This window comes from Rhizobium sp. No.120 (genome assembly GCF_054558365.1).
Window position 1 is genome coordinate 1 of the sequence record NZ_BAAJNQ010000008.1, and the last position, 25,718, is coordinate 25,718.

A 25,718-nucleotide genomic window follows, 5' to 3' on the forward strand; every position below is an offset into this window, starting at 1 on the left:
CTCTCCAACTGAATACATCGCCAAGACCCTATCGCTGGCGCAAAGCATTCCGCTTTGCTGGCGATGCTAGCTCGTCGTCCTGCGCACCATAACCTGAAGGGTGAGGCGCGCTCGAGCATAGCTCGATCGGACAGTCCAGTGGACTGTTCGAAGCAACAAACGGTTCAAATCCTGCCACCAAAACCAAAACCCAAATTTGACCTTCTCAGCATTAAGCTACTCCGCGTAAGCATCTAGCAGCTTTTAGCGTTTGGCTTCTGTTTCAAATTCATCCGAAGCAAATCCGAATCATCAGATCGCTCTGGGCTGCGGTCGCGGGAACTTATCAGCGGCCGCAGTAAAATCTCCTTCAAGAGCTTCCACAAGCGCTCGTTCACGAGATTTCCACTTTGACAAAACGCTATCAGTGGAGCGCTGCGATTTGAAAGGTCGCCTTGTTGGCTGGTCCTTCCATTTATTGCGAAAGTCTTGTGACGCGGGCGGCGAGTTCCGCCCTGTTTGAGCAGCCCATCTTCTCAAGGCAGCGCGTAAGATGTGTCCGCACCGTTGCAAAACCGATGTTGAGGACGCGCGCAATGTCTTTGTCAGAGCAGCCGCGTGCGGTGAGGAGCGCGACGTCTCGCTCGCGATCGGTCAGAACGGAGAGTGTTACGTCAGGCGCGACGGACAGAGCGCGCTTGAGTAGGGGCGCAAGGACTTTTAACAGGTTGATTTCGCGGTCCGCGAAGTCCGGTTGGCGCTTGGTACGCCAGATGCGTAGATCCGCCAGTGCTCGTTCGTTATCCTTGAGGAAGACATTAATGCCATGATCAAGCCCGTCCTTCATCAGAAAGTCGTTGAAGAACTCCGTCTTGCTCAAGTCCGGTTTTGAAATCACTTCGTCGACATAGGCCGGACGCCATAGGCTGCGCAATTGCCGGGTCATGGGATCGCGATACTGGAACCAATTCCTGTAAGCCTTGATGCTGTCGGGGGACTGGTTGATCACGAACGGCTCATCATAACAGCTTATTTTCGGGTTCCATTTGTATGACGCCAATACATCGGCCCGCATCAGGCGCAGGATGTCAGGGAAGACAGTTTCCCTGATCTCCACCGAGCCTGGGCTTGTCAGTCTTCCGACAATATCCGCGAACAGACTGGCCTCATCGAATGTCAAATCAAATGCAGTCCCGCTCATGAGACCCCCAATAATTGCGGAATCTTCTTGTCCGCTTTGTTCCCTTTTTAGGAATGGAAGCAAACCACGTGCCAAAGATCAAGAGTTTTCGACTTGTCTAAGATGAACCTGCCAGCCGGAAAGTGTGCCGGCTCGCTAGCCACGGGACTTTTCCTCAGCCCGGACTAATGAGAACAATCATTCACCAGCAAAATTGCGGATGGTGGCACGCCGGTCATCTCGGTAGCCCTTCACATGTCGAAATCTTGTGCGGGCACTACAATGACACTCAAGGCATTCACGTTGACCGAGGTTTCCGCCGCCATGGCGCGGGGCATGCTCGGCGCTGAGGAACTCGTCACCGATCTGTTGAAGAGAAAGGCAAGCCTTGCCTCGATCGATGCCTTTGTGTCGCTTGACCAGGATCGGGTGCTTCGGGATGCGCGTCAGGCGGATGCGGAGCGGGCAACAGGACGGTTGCGGGGGCCGTTGCATGGCCTGCCCATCGCCTTCAAGGACAACATCAATATCGCCGGCTATGTTACGACGGGCGGAACGCCAGCGCTTCGCAGTTTTAGGCCGGTGCAGGATGCGCCGGTCGCGGCCCGGCTTCTGAAGGCTGGCGCGATTGCCTATGGCAAGAACGGCATGCACGAGCTGGCCTATGGCGCGACGTCCGCCAATGCCGCCTATGGCACGCCGCGAAATCCCTTCGATGAGGCCCGCACCTCGGGCGGCTCCAGCGGTGGCAGCGGGGCAGCCGTCGGCGCGCGGCTTGTGCCGGCCTCCATCGGGACCGATACCGGCGGCTCGGTGCGCATTCCTGCTGCCTTCTGCGGCGCATGGGGCTACCGCCCGACAACCGGGCGGTGGCCAACTGCCGGTATCGTGCCGATTTCAACGACGCGGGATACGCCAGGCCCGATCACGCTCTCCGCGGCAGACATGATGCTGCTGGACAATGTTGTAACATCATCACCACCGGTTTTGGCGTCGGCTATAAGGGGCACTCGGCTCGGCATTCCCCACAAGCATTTCTGGGACCTCGTCGATTCCGAGGTCGCCGCGATCTGCATGGAGGCGCTTCAACGGCTCGTTGCTGAAGGCGCGGAGCTTGTCGAGGTCGATTCGCGAGCACTTCCCGAGCCCTATGCCGCAGCCGCGATGTCCATTTCGATCTACGAAGGAAGGCTCGCACTATCCGCATTCCTAGCCGATCACGAAATACCGTTGACCTTTGCGGAGGTTGCCCATCAGGTCGCGAGCCCGGATGTGCGTGAAATCCTTCTAGCCCAGCTCGATGCGGCGACGGCCGTCAGTTCCTTGGCTTACGAGGCCGCTAAGACGGAGCATCTCCCTGCCTTGACGTCGGCCTATGCCGATGTGTTCAAGACCAACAGGGTCGACGCACTCGCATTTCCCGCCTGCCGTTTGCCGGCCCCGGAGCTTGACCAGTCCTCAACGGTAGTAATCGCCGGTAAGGTCTTGCCTATCTTTCCAGCACTCATTCACAATACGGATATCGGCAGCGTCGCGAGCCTGCCTGGGGTTTCCGTTCCGGTCGGTCTCACGCGGGCAGGTCTGCCCGTGGGCCTGGGACTGGACTTCCCGTTCGGACAGGATCAGGCGCTTTTGGCATTCTCGCTTGCGATCGAGACGCTTTTTCCCGTTCCGTCACCCCCGGTATGAAGAGATACCGGAAGCGCTTCATGGCGTGCGTTTCCGGCGAACGGCGGCTCGCCCCTATCCTCAATATTGCTGATGAAGAAACCCTCGATCGGCGCTATTCTTAGCCCATTTCGTGATATTCCAGAGGACTTCGATGAGCCACGACGATCACACGATGCCACCTTCAACACTCGCGCTCCGGATCAAGGCGATCGAGACGCTGATGGTTGAAAAGGGCAAGATCGACGCCGGTGCGGTGACGGAAATCGTCGATATTTTCCAGAACAAGCTCGGCCCGCGCATCGGTGCTGGAGTTGTGGCGCGTGCCTGGTTCGATCCGGCGTTCAAGGCGCGATTGCTTGCAGACGGGACTGATGCCCTGAAGGAGATGGGGATCGGCGGCCTGCAAGGCGAGGCAATGGTCATTCTGGAGAATACACGGGACGTTCACAATGTGATCGTTTGCACCCTGTGCTCCTGCTATCCGTGGACAGTCCTCGGTTTGCCGCCGACATGGTACAAATCCGCACCTTATCGCAGCCGCATCGTCATCGAGCCACGCTCCGTGCTTGCCGAATTCGGCCTGAATATTGCCGACGACCGCGAAGTCAGAGTCTACGACAGCAATGCGGAGATCCGCTACATGGTTCTGCCAGAGCGTCCGGCCGGTACGGAGGACTGGAGCGAGGAGAAGCTTGCAGCTCTAGTCACTCGCGATTCCATGATCGGTGCTGGCGTCCCGCTGGCGACTTCGGCAGTCTGAGAAGAGCAATATCATGAGATCGATAGCAGATATGGGCGGAATGCAGGGCTTCGGCCCGGTCAACCGCGCGGATGATGACACGAGGTTTAAGGCGGAGTGGGAAGCCAAGACCTTTGCGGTCAATCTCCTGTCGCTGGCGGCCGGCTGCTTCAACATCGATGAAAGCCGCTACTCCATGGAGCGGATGCCGCCGGTCGAATATTTGAACACCTCGTACTTCGAACATTGGCTCTACTCGCTTGAGGATCTCCTCACGACGAAGGGCGTCTTCACGCTTCAGGAATATGAAGCGCGGATCGCCGAGCTTGCGGCGAAGGAGGCTGACGATGCTGCCTAAGGAGATGGTCGCCGTCGCCATCGCCACCGGGGCGCCTACTTTGCGCGCCATTGGGACCCTGCCGAAATTCAAGGTGGGTGACGCCATCAAGACCACCAACGATAATATTTCCGCCCATACGCGCCTTCCAGGCTATGCTCGCGATAAGCGTGGGACCATCGTCGCGTATGAGGGAGCGCATGTCTTTCCGGATGCCCATTCGATCGGGCTCGGGGAACGCCCCGATCATCTCTATCGCGTACGATTCGAAAGCAAAACACTATGGGGCAAGGGAAGTGATGGACCGGGAGCCGTCTACCTGAACCTCTGGGAAAGCTATCTGACGGTGGGAGATTTGTCGTGATGCCCCGCGACCTGACGATTGATCAGCAATGGCTCGACAAAGGGCCGGCCTTTTCCGAGCCGTGGCAGGCAGAGGCCTTCGCGCTTACAATGCAATTATCGCGGGCCGGGCATTTCACATGGACGGAGTGGGCTGCGGCTTTCTCACGCGAAATCGAAACCGCGCCCCAAAGAGACGATGAGGATGTCAACACGGCCTATTACCGTCAATGGACGCAGGCATTGGAAAAGATCGTCGCGGCGCGTGGTCTGATAAGCGGCGGGGAGGTTGAGGAATACGAGGAACACTGGCGACGGTCCTATTTTCATACGGAACATGGCAAGCCGATCGACTTCAGAAAGGGGCTTGCGCCGATCCCTCCAGGTGCGCTTCAAGAGCTTGAGCACGCACATGAGCATATCCACCACGGGCATGAACATCATCATTGTCATGCCGGTGACCACGATGCGGATATAGGCCCGATCGCTGTCAGCCCGGCGAGCCGGCGAGCGACAGCCTAGTCTCTCCTCCACGAATGAGATCCCACTTTTAGGCGAGCGACCGATTGCGGGACCTAAGGGTGCCGCTTTCGCCTTTTTGCCTGAACTTGAAGCGCGAATCCCCGGGACAGCAAAACCGGAATTATCCGCAAAACTGTTGATCCCGCCCTCGTACGCCCACCCGTATCATGCTGCAGATCGGTTGCCAGTTTCCGCCTATCGACGGATCTGCAGCTGCAAAAAAAGCCGCACCGACGGCAACAAAATCGACAGAGGAAGAACAATGACATTCTCGCGCGACAACATGAGGTTCACTCGCCGTAGCTTCCTGCAGGCCGTAGGAGCCGGTGCCGCCGCCGGAGCGGCGGCATCTGTTCTGCCGGCTCCGGCTATCGCGGCCAGCCCGACGATCAAGATTGGCTATGTCAGCTCGAAGACGGGTGCGCTTGCGCCGTTCGCCGAGGCGGACCCTTTCATCCTCGGCAAGGTGCGCGAGGTGTTGAAGGATGGGCTTGTCAACAACGGCAAGACGTACAAGGTCGAGATCACCGACATTGATGACCAGTCGAACTCCGACCGCGCTGCCACTTCGGCAAGCCAGTTGATCAACAGCGATGGCGTCAATCTCATGCTGGCGCAGGGTGCGCTGACCAATGTTCCGGTCGCATCACAATGCGAAACCGCGGGCATCCCGAGCATCACCACGATGGATCCGTGGCAGGGCTGGATGTTCCCGCTCAAGGGCAAGCCGGACGTCGGGTTCAAGTATGTGAACCATTTCTTCTGGGGTATCGAGGACATCATCTCGACCTTTATCGGTATATGGGATTCGCAGACCACCAACAAGAAAGTGGGCACGGTCTGGTCAAACGATCCGCCCGGCAAGGTCTTCGGCAATGCCGAAATCGGTTTCCCCGCATCTTTGGGCAAGGGCGGCTACTCAATTGTCGACGTCGGCGAGTTCCAGCCGGGCGCAGATGATTTCTCGCGCCAAATCGTCGCTTTCCGCGATGCCGGCTGCGATATCGTGACCGGTCTCTTCTCTCCACCGGAATGGGCCGTGTTCTGGCGTCAGGCGCAGCAGCTCGGCTTCAAGCCGAAGATTGCCACGCCCGCCAAAGCTCTGCTTTTCCCGTCCGGCATCGAGGCTCTCGGCAAGGCCGGAGACGGAATGTCGACGGAAATCTGGTGGACGCCGAACTACCCCTTCAAGTCGACGCTGACGGGGCAGTCATGCGTCGAGATCGCCGCTGAATATTCCAAGTCATCGGGCAAGCGTTGGACACAGCCGATAGGTGTTGTCCATGCCCTGTGGGAACTGGGGATCAATGCGTTGAAGAATGCCGCCGATCCGACCGATCCGGATGCAATCCAGGCAGTCATCAAGTCGACTAGGATGACGACTATTGTCGGCGATATCGACTGGGTCGGAAGCCCAATCAAGAATGTTGCCAAGCTCAAGATCGCAGGCGGCCAATGGCGTCTTCAGCCGGATGGTACCTATGACCTGAAGGTGACCTACAACAAGAACGCTCCTGAAGTTCCAATCCAGGCCGACTTCACGATGGACTTGGCCAGGAAGGCTGGATGATGCCGGCGACTGATACAACCAGGTCGCTCATTGTCGAAAATGTCGTGAAGTCCTATGGCGGACCGATCGTCCTGGACGGTGTCAGCATCGAAGTTGATCACGGGAAAATTCTCGGAATCATCGGCCCAAACGGCTCCGGTAAGACGACCTTGTTCAGTGTGATTTCGGGAGCCTTCGCGCCCTCGTCCGGCAAAGTATTCCTTGCCGGGCGGGACGTGACCTCGCTTGGCGCTTCGGCGCGCGCAGCTGCCGGCATCGGTCGGACGTTCCAGGTCCCGCAAACCTTCTCGCACATGTCGGTCTACGAAAATGCGCTGGTCGCCGCCGCGTTTGCGGGAGCTCTCAAAGGGCGCGCGGCGGAAGAGGCGGCGCTGCAGGCGTTGGAAATCTGCGGGCTCAAGAGCCGAGGCGACCTGATTGCCGGCGGGCTCCCGCTGCTTGACCGCAAACGGCTGGAGCTTGCGCGAGCGCTGGCTACCAAGCCTTCGGTCCTCCTGCTCGACGAAATTGCCGGTGGGTTGACAGATGACGAGGCCGCCGGCGTTGCGGGCATCGTGAAGTCGCTCGCGGCAAGCGGCCTTGCGATCATCTGGATCGAACATCTGGTTCACGTCCTGACACATGCCGCTGACGAACTCGCGGTGCTTGGTGAAGGACGCATCATCGCGCATGGCGAGCCGCATGAGACGATGCGGATGCCGAAGGTGCGTCAAATCTATCTGGGCATGGAGCCTGACATCGATGATATCGATCACTGACTTGCGGGCATCCTATGGCCCGCTGCCGGTCCTGTTCGGCTTCGACCTCAATGTTGCGCGGGGCGAGACGCTCGCGTTGATCGGGGCGAACGGCGCCGGCAAGACCACGACCTTTGCCGTGATGACCGGTCGGCTGAAGCCGCAGAAAGGCAGCGTCTCGGTCAATGGCCGCGACATTGCCGGTCTCACCCCCATGGACATCGTCGCTCATGGGCTGGCGCTGGTGCCCGAGGGGCGGCAGCTCTTCCCGAGCCTCACGGTGGAGGAGAATTTGCTTGTCGGCGCGCATTCACGCCGGTCGGGCGGATGGAACATCGAACGCGTCTACGAGATCTTTCCGACGGTCGCGGAATTCCGCCACCGTCCGTCCATGGCGCTTTCGGGCGGACAGCAGCAGCTCGTCGCCGTCGGTCGCGCGCTCATGTCCAATCCTGACGTTCTGCTCTGCGACGAACTCTCGCTTGGTCTCTCGCCGGCTGCCGTCGATATCGTCTATTCAGCGCTTCAGAAGCTGCGAGACGAGGGGCTAACGACGGTGATCGTTGAGCAGGACATTGCCCGCGCGCTCTCCGCCTCGGATCGCTTCGCCTGCATGCGCCATGGTCAGATCGTGCTTTCCGGCGCATCCAAGTCGGCTGACAGGGTGGAAATCTCAAACGCCTATTTCGGGATGAGCTGATATGCTGGAAACACTCATCAACGGCGCGTTGGTCGGCGCACTTTACGGCCTCTATGGTCTCGGACTGTCGCTCTGCCTCGGTCTCATGCGGCAGATCAACCTGGCACATGGCGACTTCATCGTCTTCTCGGCCTTTCTGGCCTTGCTGCTCATGACGCATCTCGGCATCCATCCGCTGCTGGCACTGCCCATCGTGGTGCCGATCATGTTTGTGATCGGATGGCTCTTGCAGCGCTTCGTCATCGAGCGAACGTTGGGGCGTGGGGAGATGCCGCCCATTCTCGTGACCTTCGGTCTGTCGGTCATTCTGCAGAATGTCATGTTGCAGCTTTTCAGCGCCGATACGAAGAGTCTCGATCCCGGCCCGCTCGGAACGGCTGCCATCAATATCGGCTCGGTGGCCATCGGTGTTCTGCCGCTTCTTACGCTGGCGGTAGCGGTCGGGATTTTTGCACTCACCGCCGCCGTCTTTGGCCGCACGCGCTTTGGCCGCGCGGTCCGGGCGACCTCGGACAATGAAGCGGTCGCGCAACTGATGGGCATCGGGACACGCCGCGTCTTTGCCAATGCCATGGGCTTTGCGCTGGCGATTTCCGCCGTTGCCGCGATCTTCTACGGGATGCGCGGCACGTTCGACCCGTCTACGGGGCCGGAGCGGATGCTTTTCGCCTTCGAGGCGGTGATCCTCGGCGGGCTCGGCTCGATCTGGGGAACGCTCGCCGGTGGCATCATTCTCGGCATCTCTCAGGCGGCCGGTACGTTCGTCGTCCCAAGCCTGGGGCCGCTTGTTGGCCACGTCGTCTTTCTCCTCGGCCTGCTGCTAATGCCGGGCGGTCTCTTTACCAAAAGGATACGTGCATGACGCTCGCCTCGCCTTTCGCCCGGTCGCTCGTCACAGTCGGATTGATCGCTGCCGTCCTAATTGTGATTCCGTTTGCCGGCTCGCGTTATGCCGTGCTGCTGACGACTGAAATCGCGGCAGTGCTGTCGATTGCCCTGATGTGGAACCTACTTGCCGGTTTCGGCGGCATCGTCTTCATGGGCTTCCAGGTCTTTATCGGCATCGGCGGCTACACGCTCTTCTTGGTCGCCAACGGTCTCGGCCTGCCGCCCTTTCCCTTCGTCATCATTTCGGCGCTGGTCTGCGCAGCCTTTGGGCTGCTGATCACGCCGATCCTGTTTCGCCTCTCCGGCGCGCAGCTTGCCATTGGTTCGTGGGTGATTTCCGAGGTCGTCCGGCTGATCGTCTATCATACCGCCGTGCTCGGCGGCGGCGGTGGCGTCGCACTGACGGCGGTGCGCGGCATCGACCGTTCGGTCCGGCTTTTTGCCACCTATGGGACGGCAGCCATTGTTCTGCTCATTGCGCTTCTGACCTGCGTCGGTCTCATGCGCGGTCGCTTCGGGCTGGCCCTACGCGCTATGAAAGACAGTTCACTCGCGGCTGAGGCCATGGGCGTGACCATCCGCAAGACGCAGACATACGTGCTTCTGATCGCAGCGGCGATCGGTGGCGCGGCCGGGGCTTGCTATTACATGGTCGCCCTGCAGGTAAGCCCGACGGCGGGCTTTTCGATGAACTGGATGGCGATCATCCTCTTCGCCGTCATTCTAGGCGGTATAGGGACGCTCGAAGGGCCGATTGTGGGTGTGGCGATCTATTTCCTGCTCCGCGAAACCATGGGCAATATCGGCTCGTTTTATTTTATCATCCTGGGCCTGCTGGCGATCGGCGTCACGCTGTTCGTTCCGGGCGGAGCCTGGGGGCTCCTGAAATCGGTAATCAGGGTCGATTTGCTGCCGATCCGCCGCTCAATGAGGGAAGCAGGCCAGAGCGCGTAAGCCGGACAAGGAGCAGAAGGAAATGATGGCCACTTCCCACCGATGATACGCTTGCCAGGGCGCCCTATATCGAATTTATTCCCAGGATCAATCCAGTTGCGGATTCGCCATTCCAATCAGGTTCTATTTCAAGAACAGAAATGCGAGTCCAGGTCTCGCATAAGCCTCCGCCCGAGATGTCTAGGCGACCGGGCCGGCATCGTCAAAAATGGTCAGCAGATTGGCAAACGTCGTCGTCACAGGTGTTGCAACGTTAAGCGTCGTGCCCGCCTTGCTGACGGCCCCGGTGATCGTGGAGATTTCCATACGCCGGCCGGCAAGCCGATCCTGCAACATGGATGGTTTATGCTGCCCATGATTGGCAAAGGCGTGTTCGATCGACTCTCGAATATGATCGGTGTCGACGGCAAGACCGCGCGCCTTTGCGACGGCGACAACCTCATCGATAATCGCGAAAGCGATGTCTCGGGCTTCCTGCCGGTCGCCCATTTCGCCGACCGTCAATGCCGTGACTGCTGCCAGTGAATTGAGTGCTGAATTGAAGGCGAGCTTCTCCCAGATGCTCACTTCGACATCTGGGTCCAGCTTGCAGTTGAGGCCCGCCTCGTCCAAGGCGCGGCTGATCGCTTCCAGTCTTGCGGAGGCTTGACCGTTCGCCGCCCATACCTTGATCTCGCCTTCACCTGGAACAGTGATCAGGCCCGGTTCGATCAGCGTCGAGGGCCAGTTGGTCATGCCCATGACGATGCGGTCTCGTGGCAGGAAGGCCTCGATCGCCTCGACATTGCCTATGCCGTTTTGAACGGTGAGCACCCATGTCTGCGGGCCGAGGAGGTGTTTCGCAGCTTCCATCGCAGCGGTCGTGTACATGCCCTTGGTGAATACGATCAACAGTTCGAAGGCCTCAGCATAATGAGCCGCCAGAGCGATCGGCAGGCTATAGGCCTTCTCACCAAAGAGGCCGGTCATCCGAAGCCCCTTCTCGTCGATGGTGTCGATCATGACGCGGGAGACTTCGACGAGAGAGACCGAGTGATCCTTTTCCGCCAAGCGTGCGGCGAACAGGCTTCCCATGGCTCCAGCCCCGATAACAGCGATCTTCATGCATTTCCTCCCATAGCTTTCGGCTTTCCATCCTCAGCCGCATTTGGTCGCGCAATGCTCACATCAAAATAGTTTGACGTCAAATATTTTGATGTCAAACTATCTTGCGAGGCTGATGCAGGTTGGATAAGCTTCAGGTGTAGAGGAGGCAGGGCGAACAGGCACAGCATAATGACTGGCGTATCTGCACAGAGCAGCGTGGCGGTTTACAACCGACGCGACCTTGCCGTCCGAGGAGGAGGATCATGGATAACATTCAGCTTTTGATCAACAATGAAGACCGCGCAGCCCTTTCGGGCGGGGTATATGAGCGCATCGATCCCGTGACCGGAGAGATCGCGACCAAGGCGCCCGCCGGCCAGGCGGACGACGCCCATGCCGCGGCCGATGCTGCCGCCGCGGCCTTCGCGCAATGGTCGGCATCGGGTCCGGGCGAACGCCGCAAGCTGCTCTTGAAGGCGGCCGATATCATGGATTCCAAGGCGGGCGAATTCATCCGCCTGATGACCGCCGAAACGGGTGCAACCGCGCCCTGGGGCGGGTTCAATACCATGTTCGCCGCCAACATCCTGCGCGAGGCCGCAGCGATGACGACGCAGATTTCCGGCGAGATCATCCCGTCCGACAAGCCCGGCACACTTGCCATGGGCATTCGCCAGCCAGCCGGCGTCTGCATTGGAATTGCGCCCTGGAATGCTCCCGTCATCCTCGGCACGCGCGCAATCGCCATGCCACTTGCCTGTGGCAACACGGTCATCCTGAAAGCCTCCGAGATGTGCCCTGGCACGCATCGGCTCATCGGCCAGGTGCTGCGAGAAGCGGGCTTCCCCAATGGTGTCGTCAATGTCGTCACCAACGCACCGGCCGATGCGGCCAAGGTCGTTGAGACGCTGGTCGCCCATCCGGCCGTCAAGCGCATTAACTTCACCGGCTCTACCCGCGTCGGCAAAATCATCGCCAAGCTTGCGGCCGAGCATCTCAAGCCGGTTCTTCTCGAGCTCGGCGGCAAGGCGCCCTTCATCGTTCTCGATGACGCCGATCTCGATGCGGCAGTCAATGCCGCCGCTTTCGGCGCCTACATGAATCAGGGCCAGATCTGCATGTCGACGGAGCGCATCATCGTCGATACGAAGGTGGCGGATGCTTTCGTTGAAAAGCTAGCGGCCAAGGCGAAGGCGCTTCCGGTCGGCGATCCGCGCGGTCACGTCGTTCTGGGTTCACTCGTCACGCCCGAGGCGGCCGAGCGAGTGCAGGAAATGGTCGATGACGCTATTGCCAAAGGTGCGGTACTCGTTGCCGGTGGTACGCATAATGGTTCCATCATGGCAGCAACGCTCGTCGATCATGTCACGCCCGAGATGCGCATCTATTCCGAAGAATCCTTCGGTCCGGCCAAAAGCGTCATCCGTGTGAATGGCGATGAAGAGGCGATCCGCGTCGCGAATGATACGGAATATGGCTTATCATCTGCCGTCTTCAGCCGGAATGTCGAGCGCGCCATGGCCGTTGCCCGCCGAATTGAAAGCGGGATTTGCCACATAAATGGCCCGACCGTGCATGACGAAGCTCAAATGCCGTTTGGTGGGGTCAAGGCTTCAGGTTACGGCCGCTTCGGCGGACGTGCAGCGGTTGCGGAATTCACCGATCTGCGTTGGATCACGGTGGAAGACGCACACCAGCATTACCCGTTTTGAAGGCACAACGGAGAGCGATCGTGACAGTATCAGCCAAAACAGCCGAAGATTTGCCGAGCGAAAACGAAAGCGACGTTCTCATCCCGACGGCCTTCAGGGACGTCGTCGGTTATCACCTTCGCGTGGCTCAAGAGGTTTCTTTCCAGGCGTTCAGCGCAATGCTTGAAAAGAGCGACCTGAAGCCGGGCTGGTATTCGATCCTGACGATCCTCTCCGAATATGACGAGCTGACCCCTTCGGACTTGAGCAGGGTCTGCGGTCGCGACCGCTCGACCTTGACCTCGACGCTGAAGGGGCTTGCAATTCGCGGCCTGATCGAACGGCGACAAAACCCGAACGATCAGCGCAGCTACAGTGTCAGCCTCACGGACGAGGGTCGCAAAATGCATCAGCGGCTGCACGCCGTCGCGCGCGAGCATGACCGCCGTCTCGATGCGATCGTCGGAAAGGACAAGGAGGCGCTGATCGCGATCCTGGCAAGGATTGTCGGCGCGCTCGGCAAAGGCTGAAGTCGCTCACAGCGTCGCTGGCCGCCCCTACGGCAACGCTTCGCTGGCGATTGGAAGACATTTCGAACCCCGGGATTTCCCGCGCAATTCGGCTTTGAGGAGAGCCGGAAACGGTTGCGGCTTGCCTGCAGCCTTCAACAAGGAGGAAGACATGTTCGACAGAATTCTGAAAAGCGGTCTCATAATTGCCGCTATGGGGCTTGGATCGCTTTTGGGCGGCGCTGTTTCGTCCGCGGCGGCTGCGGATAAGCCGATTAACCTGAAGATTTCGCTCTGGGTGCCACCGACGCATCCACTCGTGAAATCCGCGCAGGATTGGGCCGACAGCATCGCCAAGGATTCCGGTGGCACCATTACCGCCTCGATCTTTCCGGCCGAGCAGCTTGGCAAGGCATTCGACCATTATGACATGGTGCGGGATGGCATTGCCGATGTCGGTTATGTCAGCCCCGGCTATCAGCCGGGCCGGTTCCCGCTGATCAATGCTGCTCAGCTTCCCTTCACGATTGCGAATGCGGCGGGCGGCACGGCCGCGGTCGATAGCTGGTATCGCAAATATGCTGGCAAGGAGATGGCGGATACGCATTTCTGCCTCGCTTTTGTACATGATCCGGGCAGCCTGCATTCGGTCAAGAAGATCGTTCTACCCAGCGACCTGAAGGGTCTGAAAGTCCGCCCCGCGCAACAGACCATAGGCGAAATGGTGACGCTTCTCGGCGGTACCAATATTCAGGCATCAGCGCCGGAATCACGCGATGCACTGGAGCGCGGCATTGCCGACGCCATCACATTCCCATGGAATTCGGTCTTCCTGTTCGGCATCGACAAGGTGACGAAATACACGCTCGACGTCCCGCTTTATACGACCGCCTACACCTGGTCGATGAATAAAGATGTCTACGACAACGCCTCACCCGAGCAGAAAAAAGTGCTCGACGCCCATTGCAACACGGAATGGGCCGTCAAGCTCTCCTCCGCCTGGACCGCGTTTGAGCATGCCGGCCGCGCGCGCATGAAGGCGGCCGCCGGCCATGAGGTCGTGGAACTGACGCCGGAGCAGATCGATTTGTGGCGCAAGGCCGTAGCTCCGCTGCAGAGCAGCTGGGAAAAGCAGGTTACCGCGAAGGGGGGCGACCCTAAGCAAGTACTCGATGACCTGAAGAAAAGCCTTTCCGACAATAACGCCGCCTTCTGATGCGGGTCGGACCGGTCCCGTCAGGGGCCGGTCCATCGCTCAGGGCAAATGGGAGGAAACCATGACGCCTGAAATAACAGAAGGCCAAGCACCTGCCGTCCAGCCGCCGCAAAACGGCATGGATCGCTTCATCGCCGGGATTGAATGGATCGCTGCCGGATTTGTCGGACTTGTCGCTGCGGACATCTTCATTTCGGTCATGCTGCGCTATTTCTTTTCCTATTCCATTCCCGATGGTTATGACTTCGGACGCCTGTTCCTGGGTATCCTTATCTTCTGGGGGATTGCTGCCACCAGCTATCGGGGCGCGCATATCACAGTTGATCTCGTCTGGGAGAATGTTGGCCCGAAATACAAGCGGGCGATCGACATCTTCGCCACACTCGTCCTGCTCCTCGTCGTAACGGTGCAAACCATCATGCTGTTCGACAAGGTCGTCCAGACCCGCGCCCAGCATGTCCTCACCTACGATCTGCAGCTTCCGACCTGGCCCTTCTTTCTCGTTGCCTGGCTTGGCGACGTTGCCGCCGTGCTGCTGATCGCCGTGCGCACGTTCCGCCTCGTCTTTTACCCGCACCGTGTGAATGAAGAGCACGTCAACGATCCGGTGGAATAAGCTTATGACACAGAACCTTGTCGCCATTTCCGGATTTGTCGTTCTCTTCGCGCTTATGCTGCTGCGCGTTCCCGTCGGCATGGCCATGGGCCTCGTCGGTGTAACAGGCTTCGGCCTTCTTGCCGGATTCGGCCCAGCGCTGAAGCTGATCGGCCAGACGTCGATGCGCACCGTCACCGACTACACGTTCGGCGTCATCCCCATGTTCCTGCTGATGGGGGCGTTCGTTTCCAATTCCGGCATGAGCCGGGAACTGTTCCGCGCCGCCAACACGCTCATTGGCCATTTGAAAGGCGGCCTGGGGCTGGCCACGATCCTCGCCTGCGGTGGCTTTGCCGCCATTTCCGGCTCATCGGTTGCCACTGCTGCAACCTTCTCCACGGTCGCTTATCCCGAGATGCGGCGGCTGAAATATCCAGACTCTTTCGCCGCGGGCACGATCGCAGCCGGCGGGACGCTGGGCGCGATGTTCCCGCCCTCGACCGTGCTCGTCGTTTACGGAATCATCACCGAGCAGGATATCAGCAAGCTGTTCATGGCGGGCCTAATTCCGGGAATAATCGCCGTCCTCATGTATATGACGACGATCGTCATTTTAGGCGCCGTGCGTCCCAACCTGCTGCCGGCGGCGGCCAAAAGCTCGTGGAGCGAGCGCTTCCAGGCGATCAAGGACATCTGGGCGCCGCTCGCTCTTTTCGTGTTCGTGATCGGCGGTCTCTATGGCGGTCTCTTCACACCGACGGAGGCTGGTGGTGTCGGTGCTGGCGGCGCGTTCATCATTGGGGTTCTCCGCCGCAAGCTCGGGCGACGCCAAATCCTGACGTCGCTTTTGCAGGCGACGCGCACGGCTGCAGCCGTTTTCACCGTCCTCATCGGTGCATTGATCTTCGGCTATTTCCTCACGATTACCGGTACGCCGCAGAAGGTAACGGCATTCCTGACCGGGCTTGGCTTGAATCCCTATGGCGTACTCTTGCTGATCCTGTTGATGTACATCGTCCTTGGCTGCCTTATGGATGCCATGGCGATGATCATCCTGACGGTTCCGATCGTCTATCCGGTCATTCTGTCGCTCGGGTTCGATCCGATCTGGTTTGCTGTCATTATTGTCATGACCGTGGAACTCGGGCTCATTCATCCGCCGGTGGGCATGAACGTCTTCGTCATCAAGAGCGTCGTGCCGGAGCTAAGCTTCTCGAAAATCTTCAAAGGCGTTACCCCCTTCATCGTCACCGATCTCGTCCGGCTAGCGCTCCTCATTGCCTTTCCAATCCTTGCGACCTGGCTTCCCAGCCACCTCTAACATAGTGAAAGCGAGTAACATTCATGACGGACGAAAAGACTCCAACGATAACCGCCGGCGGTGCTCTTCTCGCGCGCCTGAAGGCCGTGGGCGTCGATTACATTTTCGCCAATTCCGGAACGGATTTCCCGCCGATCATCGAGGGTCTGGCGGAGGCATCGGCCAAGCAGATCCCGCTACCGAAGGCCATCGTCATCCCGCATGAAAACGCGGCCATGGGCATGGCGCACGGCTATTATCTGGCGACGGGACGCGCACAGGCGGTCATGGCTCATACCAATGTCGGCCTTGCCAATTGCGCTATTGGCGCAATCAACGCGGCGACCGAGCATGTTCCCGTGCTCGTCTTTTCCGGCCGCACGCCCGTCGTCGAAAAGGGGCGCCTCGGCGCCCGCACGGTACCGATCGGTTGGGGTCAGGAAATGCGTGACCAGGCCGCCATGATCCGCGAATCGGTCAAATGGGACTACGAGCTGAAATTTCCCGAACAGGCCGTCGACATCGTCGACCGGGCCTTTGCCATCGCCAATTCGACGCCGCGCGGGCCGGTCTATCTGAGTCTGCCGCGCGAAGTTCTCTGTGAGCCTTGCCCATCGGACGAGCTCGAAGGTCGGGCGACGATTGCGGCCGCGAGCGCTGGGCCGCGCCGCGCCGATATCGACGCAGCCGCGAAACTGCTGAGCGAAGCCAAGAACCCGTTGATCATCGCACAGCGTGGCGCAGGCTCGCCGGAAGGCTTCGAGACCCTGTCGCGCCTCGCCGAGGAGTGGGGCATTCCGATTTGCCAATATTGGGCGATCCAGCTCGCGGCGCCGACCGACCATCCTATGGCGGTGGGCGGCGACCCAGCCGAATGGCTTGCCAAGGCCGATCTCGTACTGGTGATCGACAGCCTTGCGCCATGGTCGCCCGATATTCATGCGCTAAAGCCCGGCTGCAAGGTTGTGCATATAGGCGAAGATCCGCTCTATGCACGCTTTCCCATCCGCAACTTCCCCTGCGATCTGGCACTTGTCGGCGATACGGCCGATGTCATCATTGAACTCTCTGCCGCCGTTTCCGGCTTCTTGCTGCAGACGGAAAAGGTTCGCGATGCCCGCCGCGCCGAGGTCGCAACCGCATCCTCCAAGCGCCGCGCGGCAGTCCTGGAACGTGCAGCGGCAGGCCGTGGCCCCGTGATGTCGAAGGCTTTTGTCAGCACCTGCCTGTCCAAGGCTATCGAGGGAATGGACGCGGCGGTGCTTTCAGAGCTCGGCGCGCCGCTCGAGGAGCTGACATTGCGCTCGCCCAATAGCTGGTTTCAGGAACCGCATTCCGGCGGCCTTGGCTGGTGCTTCCCCGCAGCGCTCGGCATGAAGCTCGCCCGGCCGGACAGGCTGATCGTCGCCACCATGGGAGACGGTTCCTACATGTTCTCTAACCCGGTTGCCTGCCATCAGATTGCAGAAGCGGCTGACATTCCGCTGCTTATTCTGGTTCTTAACAATTCCGAATGGGGGGCGGTACGCCAGTCGGTGCTCGGCGTTTACCCGGACGGATATGCGGCAAAGGCAAACACTATGCCTCTGGTTTCGCTTGCACCGGCGCCGGACTTTACCAAGGTGGCGGCGGCAAGCCGAGCCTGGACTGCCCGGGTGGATCGCGCTGAGGATCTCGACGCGGCTCTGATAGCCGCGATCGAACAGGTGACGATACACAAGACCCAGGCCCTTGTCGAAATCCGGATCGCGCCCTAATGACCTTTCTCAACGTCGAGGAATACAGGCGGAAGGCGCGGCGCCGGTTACCTCGCTTTGTCTTTGACTATCTGGACGGCGGCTCAGAAGACGAGGTCGCGCTCAAGGAAAACCGCAGGGCTTTCGAGGCGATCAAAATGACGCCGCGATTGCTCAACAATGTCTCCGTCCGCGACCAGAGCATCGACTGGTTCGGGCAACGCCTGCCGATGCCGATCGTCATCGCGCCGACCGGCCTCAACGGCCTTTACCGACGCGAGGGCGATATTTTGCTCGCCAGGGCTGCTTCCAGATTGGGTATCCCCTTCACTTTGTCGACGGCCTCGAACAATTCCATCGAAGAAGTCGCCAAGGCTTCGAACGGCGATCTGTGGTTCCAGCTTTATGTTATGAACCGCGATTTCGCTGATCAATTAGTGGATCGGGCGCTTGCGGCCGACTTCAGTCATCTGGTTTTGACGGTGGATGTTGCGATGGGCGGCAAGCGGGAGCGCGATGAGCGGAACAACTTCGTAATGCCGTTCCGCTTCCGTCCCAAGACCATCGCAGATGTCCTTTGTCATCCGCGTTGGCTGTGGGACGTTGGCCGGCACGGCGCGCCATTAATGGCTAATCTCGCCACAGACACGGTCACAGATCCCAATGCCCAGGCAGCACTTCTTTCCCGCAAGATGGACGCGAGCTTCGATTGGGACGATCTGAAACGTCTGCGCGACCGCTGGCCACGTCATCTGCTGGTAAAAGGGCTTTTACACCCCGACGACGCTGAGCGTGCTGTCGCTCTCGGCGTTGATGCCGTCGTTGTCTCCAACCATGGCGGCCGCCAACTCGACATAGCTCCCGCACCTATCGACGTTCTGTCTCGCTTTTCCGTCGTCAATGTTCCGATCATCATCGATAGCGGCATCCGGCGTGGCAGCGACATCGTCAAGGCGATCTCGCTGGGTGCGAGCGCGGTGATGATTGGCCGCGCTGCCTTGTTCGGCCTTGCTGTCGGCGGTGAGCAGGGGGTAGTCGAGGTAATAGAGCTTCTGAGACGCGAGATTGACAGAACGCAAGCGCTATTAGGCACGAGGGCGCTTATGCGATCAACTTCCGGCGCATTTTTGCCTGATGCTAGAGGCGCGCGCGAGGCCGACTAGTTTTTGCGTTGGCTAATGATGGGCCTTAGCTTGAGGGAGGCAAAACTCATGCTAAAATCGCGGGCGCGAACCTAAAGCGGGTGTTCGCAGATCCGCGCCGTAACGCAATCGCCCGGAAAGGTGGAGGCCACTTAGCCATCGGCCCGATCGGCGGTAATGATCCATGCGCGGGAGTGGAAGAGCACACCTTCAGGGGTCATATGCGCCTCCAGCAGATCGTGCAGACGCTGCAGTGATTGGTTGGCTGTCCCGTCCGTATGCGAGAGCGCGTCCTTTACCATATACAGGTGGCTCAAGGCATCGACGGCGGAATCGACGTCAGGTCCATAGAAGACCGGTTCGCGCACGTCTATCAAGTCGATCGAGGTGAAGCCGGCAGTGCTTAGTAGCTTCGTGGCAATAGCGGGATCCCCGAGCGAAAATGCCTTGCCGGCTTTTGCAGAAATGGTGCTTCCTGGCGCCAGCGCCTGCCTGATGGCGCTGGACCATTTGTTGTGCTCTTCGCCTTGCCATACCATCCAGGCGATGCGTCCACCGGGGCGGATTGCATGGGCGATATTGGCAAATGCCACCGGCGGATCGGCAAAGAACATGACGCCGAACCGGCTGATGCATAGGTCGAAGTCGGCAGCTGGAAAGTCGTGAGCTTGTGCGTCACCCAGCTCGAAGCTGATGTTGCGCAATCCCGCATCAGCGCTACGCTGACGCGCTATCTCAATCATCTCGGCGGACGTGTCCACGCCGATCGCGCTGCCTTGTGTTGCGGCAAGAGCTGCTTCGCGGGTGGTTTGTCCGGCTCCGCAGCCGATATCGAGTACACGGTCATGCGCCCGGACGTGGGCGGCGGCTCGCAAATGCCGGTTATGCCGTGATAGTTCAGCGTCGTAAAAATCAGCACATTGCAGCACTACAAGCCTCTCTCATCTTGTCTCAATCGCCATCGGGCTCAGTTCTCGCAAGACCCTCGAACAGCTCTAATCCATTGTTCTTGCACAATTCCGGATGGAAAATTGCTGGGCACTTTTCTGGAATTGCTCTGATGGAAGTCGATACCCCGTATTTCAGCCTCATAAACTGATTGCATAATAAGATCAGTTATGCAATACGATTCCAGTTGCAATTTGCAATCGGGTGGATTTTACCATGGAAGAAACGAGATCATTCACTGCCACCCAGACGTCAATCGAGGGCAAGGGAGCGAAACTGCAGACCCAGGCTTTCGGTGATTCCTCCAGTCCGCCCATCATATTGATCATGGGAATGATGGCTTCGATGCTGTGGTGGCCGGACAGGTTCTGCGAGGCGCTTGCCGCCCGCCAGCGCTATGTGATCCGATACGATCAACGCGATACCGGCGTCTCGACACATTATCCGCAAGGCGAACCGCCTTATTCGTTCGGCGACTTGGCCGACGATGCCATCGCCATTCTCGAAGGCTATGGATTGGAAACAGCGCATGTAGTGGGCATGTCGATGGGTGGCGCCGTTGCACAAGAAGTCGCGTTGCGCCATCCCCGGCGTGTGCGCACGCTTACGCTGATCAGCACATCACCGCTTGGAGTCGAGGGCTTGCCCTCCTCGACGGAGGCCTATCAGGAGCATTCCAGGTCGGCCGAAGCAATCGACTGGTCGAACCTCGAAGCTATTGCCGATTTCCTGCGTCGCGATACAACGATGCTTGCCGGCACCAGGCATCCGCACGATCCTGACGCTGCAAGGGCGTTGATCGCCCGCGACATGGCACGGGCGTCGTCATTTGCCAGCGCTACGAACCATTTCACGCTCGTGAGTGAGGAAAGGCCCGAAAGACTTCACGCTTCCGATATCAAATTGCCGGTCCTTGCGATCCACGGCACAGCCGATCCGCTGTTTCCCATAGAGCACGGGGAGGCCTTCACCAAGGTCGTGCGAGATGCACGGCTGCACCGGGTCGAGGGTGGAGGGCACGAAATCCACGAGCGCGATATTGACGAGATCGCGCAGGCCATCATCGATCACACGGCCTGACAGACGTCCGGTCCGACAGACAACCAGAAAGCCAGGCATGACCTCGCTTTCCGGTTTGTTGGAGATCAGCTTCTCGGCTTCAGGTTCTCGGCGTCGTAGAGCGGTTTGTAGCCGACGCCGGCGACCTCGACCGGGTAAGTCTCACCAAAATATTCGACCGTCAGCTTGCGGCCTTCCTGGGCATAGGACCAGGGGAGATAGGCGAGCGCAATGTTCTTGCCGATGGTAGGGCCGTAGGCGATCGAGGTGGTGAAGGAGCGGCGGCCGAGCTCGTCGACAAGGGTTTCGCCGGTTTCGGGATCCATGACCGGCAGGATGCCGACGGGGTAGCGGGCCACGCCGTTGGAGTCGATATTGTCGGTCATCACAAGCGTGCAGAGCATGGCCGGCTGATGCTCGCGGGCGCGGTATTCGAGGTGCTTCGCCTTGCCGCGGAAATCGGCCTCCTTGACCTTCGGGCGGGCGAGATCGGCTTCGAGAAGATTATATTCCGTCAACAGGTCGGCATTCTGCAGGCGCAGGCTCTTTTCCATGCGGCGGCTGTTGGCATAGGTCTCGACGCCGACAGCGATGGCGCCCGTCGAACGCAGCGCATCCCAGACGGCCAGCGCGTCACCATAGGCCATGTGCAGTTCCCAGCCCTGTTCGCCGACATAGGAGATGCGGAATGCGGTGACGTTCTTGCCGGCAAGGCGGATCTGCTTGATGGCAGCGAAAGGGAAGTTCTCGTGCGAGAGGCTTTCCGGGTTCTCGACCACCTTCTGCAGGTTGGTGCGGGCATTCGGCCCCCAGATGCCGATGGTGACATAGCGTTCGGTAACATCGGTGATGGTGACGTCGAAGCCCTTGTCCTGAGCAACGCGGCGCATGTAGTGGAAATCGCGCGGGCCGGCATCGGCGCCGTCGATGAGGCGGCAACGGTCGGCCATACGGATGACGGTGAAATCGGCCCGCACCATGCCCTCGTCGTCGAGGAAGTGGGTGTAGATGCCCTTGCCGATATTGGCATCGCCGCCGATCTTGGCCGCGCAGAGCCATTCCAGCAGCTCGACATGATCGGGGCCTTCGATGTCGTACATGGCGAAATGCGAGAGGTTGATGATGCCGCAATCTTCGCTCAGCGCCAGATGCTCGGCATTGGAAACGCGCCAGAAATGGCGGTTGTCCCATTCATTTTCGCGCACGGGGATGCGATCGCCATATTTTTCCAGCAGGTGCTCGTTGGCGGCATAGCCATGCGCACGCTCCCAGCCGCCAAGCTCCATGAAGTAGCCGCCGAGCTCCTTCTCACGCTCATAGAAGGGCGAGCGGCGGACATTGCGGCCGGTCGCGTAGGGTTCGCGCGGGTGGACAGCGGGATTGTAGATCTTCTGCGCAGCCTCGGTGCAGCGGCCTTCGATGAATTTCTCTTCCAGCATATGCGGATAGAAGCGGGAATAATCGATCCGGTTGTGGTCGATCGGCGTGCGGCCGTCGGTCATCCAGTCGGCGACGAGCTTGCCGAAGCCGGGGCCGTCCTTCACCCAGATGGCGACACAATACCAGAGGCCGCGGACCTTCTGGCTTTCGCCGACAGACGGACCGCCATCGGTGGTGACCTGCAGGAGGCCGTTGAAGGAATGGCCTTCATTATAGCCGAGTTCGCCGAGGATCGGCGTCAGCTCCATGGCGCGCTCGAGCGGCTCGATGATCTGCTCCATGTCGAGATCGCGCTGCGACGGCGAGAGGCGTGCCTCATGCTTTTCGAGGAGATCACGGGGATGGCAGAGGCGGGGGTTCTTTTCCTCGTAATAACCCCATTCGATCTGGCCGCCCTCGGCGGTCTTCGGATCGCCGGTGTCGCGCATATAGGCGGAGTTGCCCTGGTCGCGCATCAGCGGGAAACCGATTTCCTTGCCGGTGTTGGCGAATTCATTGTAGGGACCGAAGAAGGTCAGCGGATGGTCGACCGGCATGACTGGCAGGTCTTCGCCGACCATTTCGGCGATCAGGCGGCCCCAGAGGCCGGCGCAGACGATGACATAGTCTGCCTCGATCGTGCCGCGATGGGTGACGACGCCGCTGATGCGACCGTCCTTGACGATCAGCGACTGGGCCGGCGTATTGGCGAAGGATTGCAGCTTGCCGCTCTTTTCGCCCTGGTCGATCAGCTTGCCGGCAACAGTCTGCGAACGGGGAATGACGAGGCCTGCATCCGGGTCCCACATGCCGCCCTGAACCATGCTTTCCTCGATCAGCGGGAATTTTTCCTTGATCTCGGCGGGCTCGATCAGGCGGGCGCGTGTGCCGAAGGCCTTGCCCGAGGTGACTTTGCGCTTGATTTCCGCCATGCGGTCATCATCGCCGACGCGGGCGACTTCCAGACCGCCGACGCGGGCATAGTGGCCGAGCTTATCGTAGAAATCGATGGAATAGAGGGTTGTCCAGCAGGAAAGGAAATCGTGGCTCGTCGTGTAGCAGAAGTCGGAGGCGTGCGCTGTCGAGCCGATATCCGTCGGGATGCCTGATTTGTCGATGCCGACAATATCGTCCCAGCCGCGCTCGATCAGATGGTGGGCGATCGATGCGCCGACGATACCGCCGAGACCGATGATGACGACCTTCGCCTTTTGAGGAAATACTGCCATTGCGTGCGACCCTGATTGATATTGAAGACGGATTTTATGATGTGTGCGGCGGCGACCAGAGCCTGTCTACGACATATTGAAGATGCTTGCACGACGACCGTCACGCTGGCCCATCAGGAAATGGCTGGGTTTGGCGGCGACATATGCTGATCGGAGATGTCGCAAAGACGACTTTATAACCGTCTGCACGCTATCCCTTATTATTGAGGGATCGATTGCATCATGATTTCGCGGCGCAAGACGGGGCCTTCCTGGCCGAAATAAGTGGTCAGTAGCTTGGCGAAATCATCCGACTGGTAGGTCTCGGTCAGCGTCTGGTCGACGAGCAGGCGGAAGGCGGAGTCATCCTGCCGGAGTGCGATCCCATAGGGCTCATGCGTGAAGAGGCGGTTGCCGATGGCGAGCGCGGACGGATTATGCGCATGGGAAGCGAGATCGAAGAGCAGGGCGCGATCGGCGAAATAGGCATCGATCTTGTGGTTTTCGAGCGCGACCAGACCGTCCTGATGCGTGGCGAACTCGGCGATCCGCGTCTTCGGCACGTCGGAGCCTAGCGCCTCGCGCAGGGTCGTGCCTGTTGTCGTGTCGGCGCGAACGCCAATCGCACTCGTTGCGGGGGCGGGCTTGGCGGAGACTTGCGCCAGCCGCTTGTCGAGGAACAAAGACATCAGATAATCAGGCGAATCCTTGCGCAGCAGGGCGCTGGCGCCGGTGATGAAGATCGGCTGTGAGAAATCGACGCTTTGGCGTCGCCCGAGATTGATGGTGATGGCGCCGCAGAGAAGGTCGACCTGGCCGCTTTTAACTGCATCGAAGCCATCGGCAAGCGTGGTTTCGACATAATCCCGCTTGAGATTGACGACCTTGGTACCGACAGCATCGGCAATCTTGCCGCAGAGGTCGATGGCATATCCCGTTGGATTGCCGTCCTTCTTCTTGAAGGAGAAGGGTTCTTCATCGCTGATATAGCCGATGCGGATCGTGCCCTTTTGCGCGATTGCGTCGAGTGTCTGCGCGGCGGCTGCCATACAAGCGGATATGCCGAGGATGATGCCTGCCAGAACCAGTCGTCTCATGCAATGTGCCGGCATGATCCTGATCTCCAAAAGAAAATTGGGCAATCGCAAAGGCTTAGACGCAGATTATGGGCTGGCAGTTTTTTGTCAACGACGGATTGTCCTCGATGGTTAGCGATCGAGCAGCAGTAGCGCAAGGCTCCTGCTCGATTACGAGGCCTATCTGGACAAGGCGTGACGATCCGCCCAGTCGGAAATAGCTGACGCGATGGCCTCCGGTTGATCTTCCGGCGCATTGTGCCTGGCCGGCCCGCAGTTTCTGATCTCGAGATCGGCTATGTTTTCCCGGCACCAGGCCGTCATCACCTCGCTAATCAGCAATGTCTCTGCTGGTCCTTCGAAGGTCAGCAGCAGCTTGGGAATGCCGGCATCTTCCGCCAGCCAGGCGTCATAGGCTTCGATGCGCTTGATCACGTCGGCCGGTTTGCCTTCGATCGGCATCGAACGCGGCCAGGCAAGCAGCGGCCGGCGGCTTTCGCGCGTCGGATAGGGTGCGGCATAGACAGCGTGATCCTCTTCGCTAAGTCCGTTGAGAACGGTAAGCCTCAGAGCCTGTTCGATGAAGAAGTTCTCGTCCAATACCTTTGTCTCACCGATACCGGGCGACCGGAGCGCTTCAAAGCGAGGGCGTGCGCCGGGGAAGTCGTCCCAGGTCATCGGCCGCACGATCGTTTCCAAGAAGGCGATACCACGCACGCGTTCCGGATGGCGGGCTGCCCAATCAAAGCCAAGCGCACCGCCCCAGTCATGACCGACCAATACGACTTCCTCGAGCGCCAGTTCATCGAACCAGGCGTCGAGATAGCGCGAATGGTCTTCGAACGTGTAGGCGATATCGGGCTTGCCGGAGCGGCCCATGCCGATGAGATCGGGCGCGAGACGACGGCCCGGTGTGGTGACGGCAGGCGACACATTCCGCCACAGGTGAGATGAGGTCGGGTTGCCGTGCAGGAAGACGAAGGGCGTTCCCGTTCCCGTTTCCTGATAGAAAATTGTTGAATCCAGCACGTTGAGCGAGGGCATGTGGGGGTATCCTCTCGTGAAATACAATGGTAAGGTACCTGTCTATTTATCATAATGGTCAGGCACC

General features: G+C 59.5%; 24 protein-coding genes. 18 read left to right on the top strand and 6 right to left on the bottom strand.

Features of this window, described 5'->3' with window-relative positions; all coding sequences use genetic code 11:
* Positions 1–454 precede the first annotated feature (454 nt).
* The gene (locus tag ACYJRZ_RS20935; protein ID WP_459462149.1) at positions 455–1,180 is read right to left on the bottom strand and encodes a response regulator transcription factor; all 726 of its coding nucleotides are present in this window, start codon (positions 1,178–1,180) and stop codon (positions 455–457) included.
* A gap of 261 nt (positions 1,181–1,441) precedes the next feature.
* On the opposite strand from ACYJRZ_RS20935, the gene iaaH reads away from it, so the two are divergent.
* The 10 genes from iaaH to ACYJRZ_RS20985 all read left to right on the top strand — a co-directional run bounded on the left by iaaH (position 1,442) and on the right by ACYJRZ_RS20985 (position 9,619).
* Positions 1,442–2,848, top strand: coding sequence for an indoleacetamide hydrolase (iaaH, locus tag ACYJRZ_RS20940; protein WP_459462151.1), 1,407 nt, complete (start codon positions 1,442–1,444; stop codon positions 2,846–2,848).
* A 133-nt stretch (positions 2,849–2,981) separates the two neighbouring features.
* Complete coding sequence (nthA, locus tag ACYJRZ_RS20945) at positions 2,982–3,590, top strand: nitrile hydratase subunit alpha (protein ID WP_459462153.1); 609 nt, start codon at positions 2,982–2,984, stop codon at positions 3,588–3,590.
* A 13-nt stretch (positions 3,591–3,603) separates the two neighbouring features.
* Complete coding sequence (locus tag ACYJRZ_RS20950; protein WP_459462155.1) at positions 3,604–3,927, top strand: hypothetical protein; 324 nt, start codon at positions 3,604–3,606, stop codon at positions 3,925–3,927.
* The gene (locus ACYJRZ_RS20955) at positions 3,917–4,270 is read left to right on the top strand and encodes an SH3-like domain-containing protein (RefSeq protein ID WP_459462157.1); all 354 of its coding nucleotides are present in this window, start codon (positions 3,917–3,919) and stop codon (positions 4,268–4,270) included. The genes ACYJRZ_RS20950 and ACYJRZ_RS20955 overlap by 11 nt, the downstream gene beginning before the upstream one ends.
* Entirely contained in the window at positions 4,270–4,770 is a 501-nt protein-coding gene (locus ACYJRZ_RS20960) for a nitrile hydratase accessory protein (protein ID WP_459462602.1), read from the top strand. The genes ACYJRZ_RS20955 and ACYJRZ_RS20960 overlap by 1 nt, the downstream gene beginning before the upstream one ends.
* 262 nt (positions 4,771–5,032) lie before the next feature.
* Complete coding sequence (locus tag ACYJRZ_RS20965; RefSeq protein WP_459462159.1) at positions 5,033–6,340, top strand: ABC transporter substrate-binding protein; 1,308 nt, start codon at positions 5,033–5,035, stop codon at positions 6,338–6,340.
* Positions 6,337–7,098 (top strand): ABC transporter ATP-binding protein, encoded by a 762-nt coding sequence (locus tag ACYJRZ_RS20970; protein WP_459462161.1) that lies wholly within the window; start codon positions 6,337–6,339, stop codon positions 7,096–7,098. Before ACYJRZ_RS20965 ends, ACYJRZ_RS20970 begins: the two co-directional genes overlap by 4 nt.
* The gene (locus tag ACYJRZ_RS20975) at positions 7,082–7,777 is read left to right on the top strand and encodes an ABC transporter ATP-binding protein (RefSeq protein ID WP_459462163.1); all 696 of its coding nucleotides are present in this window, start codon (positions 7,082–7,084) and stop codon (positions 7,775–7,777) included. Before ACYJRZ_RS20970 ends, ACYJRZ_RS20975 begins: the two co-directional genes overlap by 17 nt.
* Position 7,778: 1 nt before the next feature.
* Complete coding sequence (locus ACYJRZ_RS20980; protein WP_459462165.1) at positions 7,779–8,639, top strand: branched-chain amino acid ABC transporter permease; 861 nt, start codon at positions 7,779–7,781, stop codon at positions 8,637–8,639.
* A complete protein-coding gene (locus ACYJRZ_RS20985) occupies positions 8,636–9,619 on the top strand; it encodes a branched-chain amino acid ABC transporter permease (protein ID WP_459462167.1) in 984 nt (327 codons plus the stop codon). The genes ACYJRZ_RS20980 and ACYJRZ_RS20985 overlap by 4 nt, the downstream gene beginning before the upstream one ends.
* 180 nt (positions 9,620–9,799) lie before the next feature.
* Here ACYJRZ_RS20985 and ACYJRZ_RS20990 read toward each other — a convergent pair whose 3' ends face one another.
* Positions 9,800–10,723 carry a ketopantoate reductase family protein gene (locus ACYJRZ_RS20990; protein ID WP_459462169.1) on the bottom strand — a complete coding sequence of 308 codons (924 nt, stop codon included), beginning with the start codon at positions 10,721–10,723 and terminating at the stop codon, positions 9,800–9,802.
* 245 nt (positions 10,724–10,968) lie between these two features.
* On the opposite strand from ACYJRZ_RS20990, the gene ACYJRZ_RS20995 reads away from it, so the two are divergent.
* From ACYJRZ_RS20995 to ACYJRZ_RS21025, 7 genes are all read left to right on the top strand, one after another.
* Positions 10,969–12,417 (top strand): aldehyde dehydrogenase, encoded by a 1,449-nt coding sequence (locus tag ACYJRZ_RS20995; RefSeq protein ID WP_459462171.1) that lies wholly within the window; start codon positions 10,969–10,971, stop codon positions 12,415–12,417.
* A gap of 20 nt (positions 12,418–12,437) precedes the next feature.
* The gene (locus ACYJRZ_RS21000; protein ID WP_459462173.1) at positions 12,438–12,926 is read left to right on the top strand and encodes a MarR family winged helix-turn-helix transcriptional regulator; all 489 of its coding nucleotides are present in this window, start codon (positions 12,438–12,440) and stop codon (positions 12,924–12,926) included.
* 151 nt (positions 12,927–13,077) lie between these two features.
* Positions 13,078–14,121, top strand: coding sequence for a TRAP transporter substrate-binding protein (locus ACYJRZ_RS21005; RefSeq protein WP_459462175.1), 1,044 nt, complete (start codon positions 13,078–13,080; stop codon positions 14,119–14,121).
* 61 nt (positions 14,122–14,182) lie between these two features.
* Positions 14,183–14,737, top strand: coding sequence for a TRAP transporter small permease (locus tag ACYJRZ_RS21010; protein ID WP_459462177.1), 555 nt, complete (start codon positions 14,183–14,185; stop codon positions 14,735–14,737).
* Between the two features lie 4 nt (positions 14,738–14,741).
* The gene (locus ACYJRZ_RS21015; RefSeq protein ID WP_459462179.1) at positions 14,742–16,040 is read left to right on the top strand and encodes a TRAP transporter large permease; all 1,299 of its coding nucleotides are present in this window, start codon (positions 14,742–14,744) and stop codon (positions 16,038–16,040) included.
* Between the two features lie 23 nt (positions 16,041–16,063).
* Entirely contained in the window at positions 16,064–17,776 is a 1,713-nt protein-coding gene (locus ACYJRZ_RS21020) for a thiamine pyrophosphate-requiring protein (RefSeq protein WP_459462181.1), read from the top strand.
* The gene (locus tag ACYJRZ_RS21025; RefSeq protein ID WP_459462183.1) at positions 17,776–18,918 is read left to right on the top strand and encodes an alpha-hydroxy-acid oxidizing protein; all 1,143 of its coding nucleotides are present in this window, start codon (positions 17,776–17,778) and stop codon (positions 18,916–18,918) included. The genes ACYJRZ_RS21020 and ACYJRZ_RS21025 overlap by 1 nt, the downstream gene beginning before the upstream one ends.
* A gap of 131 nt (positions 18,919–19,049) precedes the next feature.
* Here the strand turns inward: ACYJRZ_RS21025 and ACYJRZ_RS21030 are convergent, their stop codons facing one another.
* Positions 19,050–19,826 (bottom strand): class I SAM-dependent methyltransferase, encoded by a 777-nt coding sequence (locus ACYJRZ_RS21030; protein ID WP_459462185.1) that lies wholly within the window; start codon positions 19,824–19,826, stop codon positions 19,050–19,052.
* A 235-nt stretch (positions 19,827–20,061) separates the two neighbouring features.
* Between ACYJRZ_RS21030 and ACYJRZ_RS21035 the strand changes: the two genes are divergently transcribed.
* On the top strand, positions 20,062–20,925 hold the full coding sequence (locus tag ACYJRZ_RS21035; RefSeq protein WP_459462187.1) for an alpha/beta fold hydrolase: 864 nt from the start codon (positions 20,062–20,064) through the stop codon (positions 20,923–20,925).
* A 65-nt stretch (positions 20,926–20,990) separates the two neighbouring features.
* Here the strand turns inward: ACYJRZ_RS21035 and ACYJRZ_RS21040 are convergent, their stop codons facing one another.
* The 3 genes from ACYJRZ_RS21040 to ACYJRZ_RS21050 all read right to left on the bottom strand — a co-directional run bounded on the left by ACYJRZ_RS21040 (position 20,991) and on the right by ACYJRZ_RS21050 (position 25,651).
* Positions 20,991–23,552 carry a GcvT family protein gene (locus ACYJRZ_RS21040; RefSeq protein ID WP_459462189.1) on the bottom strand — a complete coding sequence of 854 codons (2,562 nt, stop codon included), beginning with the start codon at positions 23,550–23,552 and terminating at the stop codon, positions 20,991–20,993.
* A 200-nt stretch (positions 23,553–23,752) separates the two neighbouring features.
* Positions 23,753–24,643, bottom strand: a complete 891-nt coding sequence (locus ACYJRZ_RS21045) for an amino acid ABC transporter substrate-binding protein (RefSeq protein ID WP_459462191.1) — start codon at positions 24,641–24,643, stop codon at positions 23,753–23,755.
* A 144-nt stretch (positions 24,644–24,787) separates the two neighbouring features.
* The gene (locus ACYJRZ_RS21050) at positions 24,788–25,651 is read right to left on the bottom strand and encodes a haloalkane dehalogenase (protein WP_459462193.1); all 864 of its coding nucleotides are present in this window, start codon (positions 25,649–25,651) and stop codon (positions 24,788–24,790) included.
* Between the last annotated feature and the right edge of the window lie 67 nt (positions 25,652–25,718).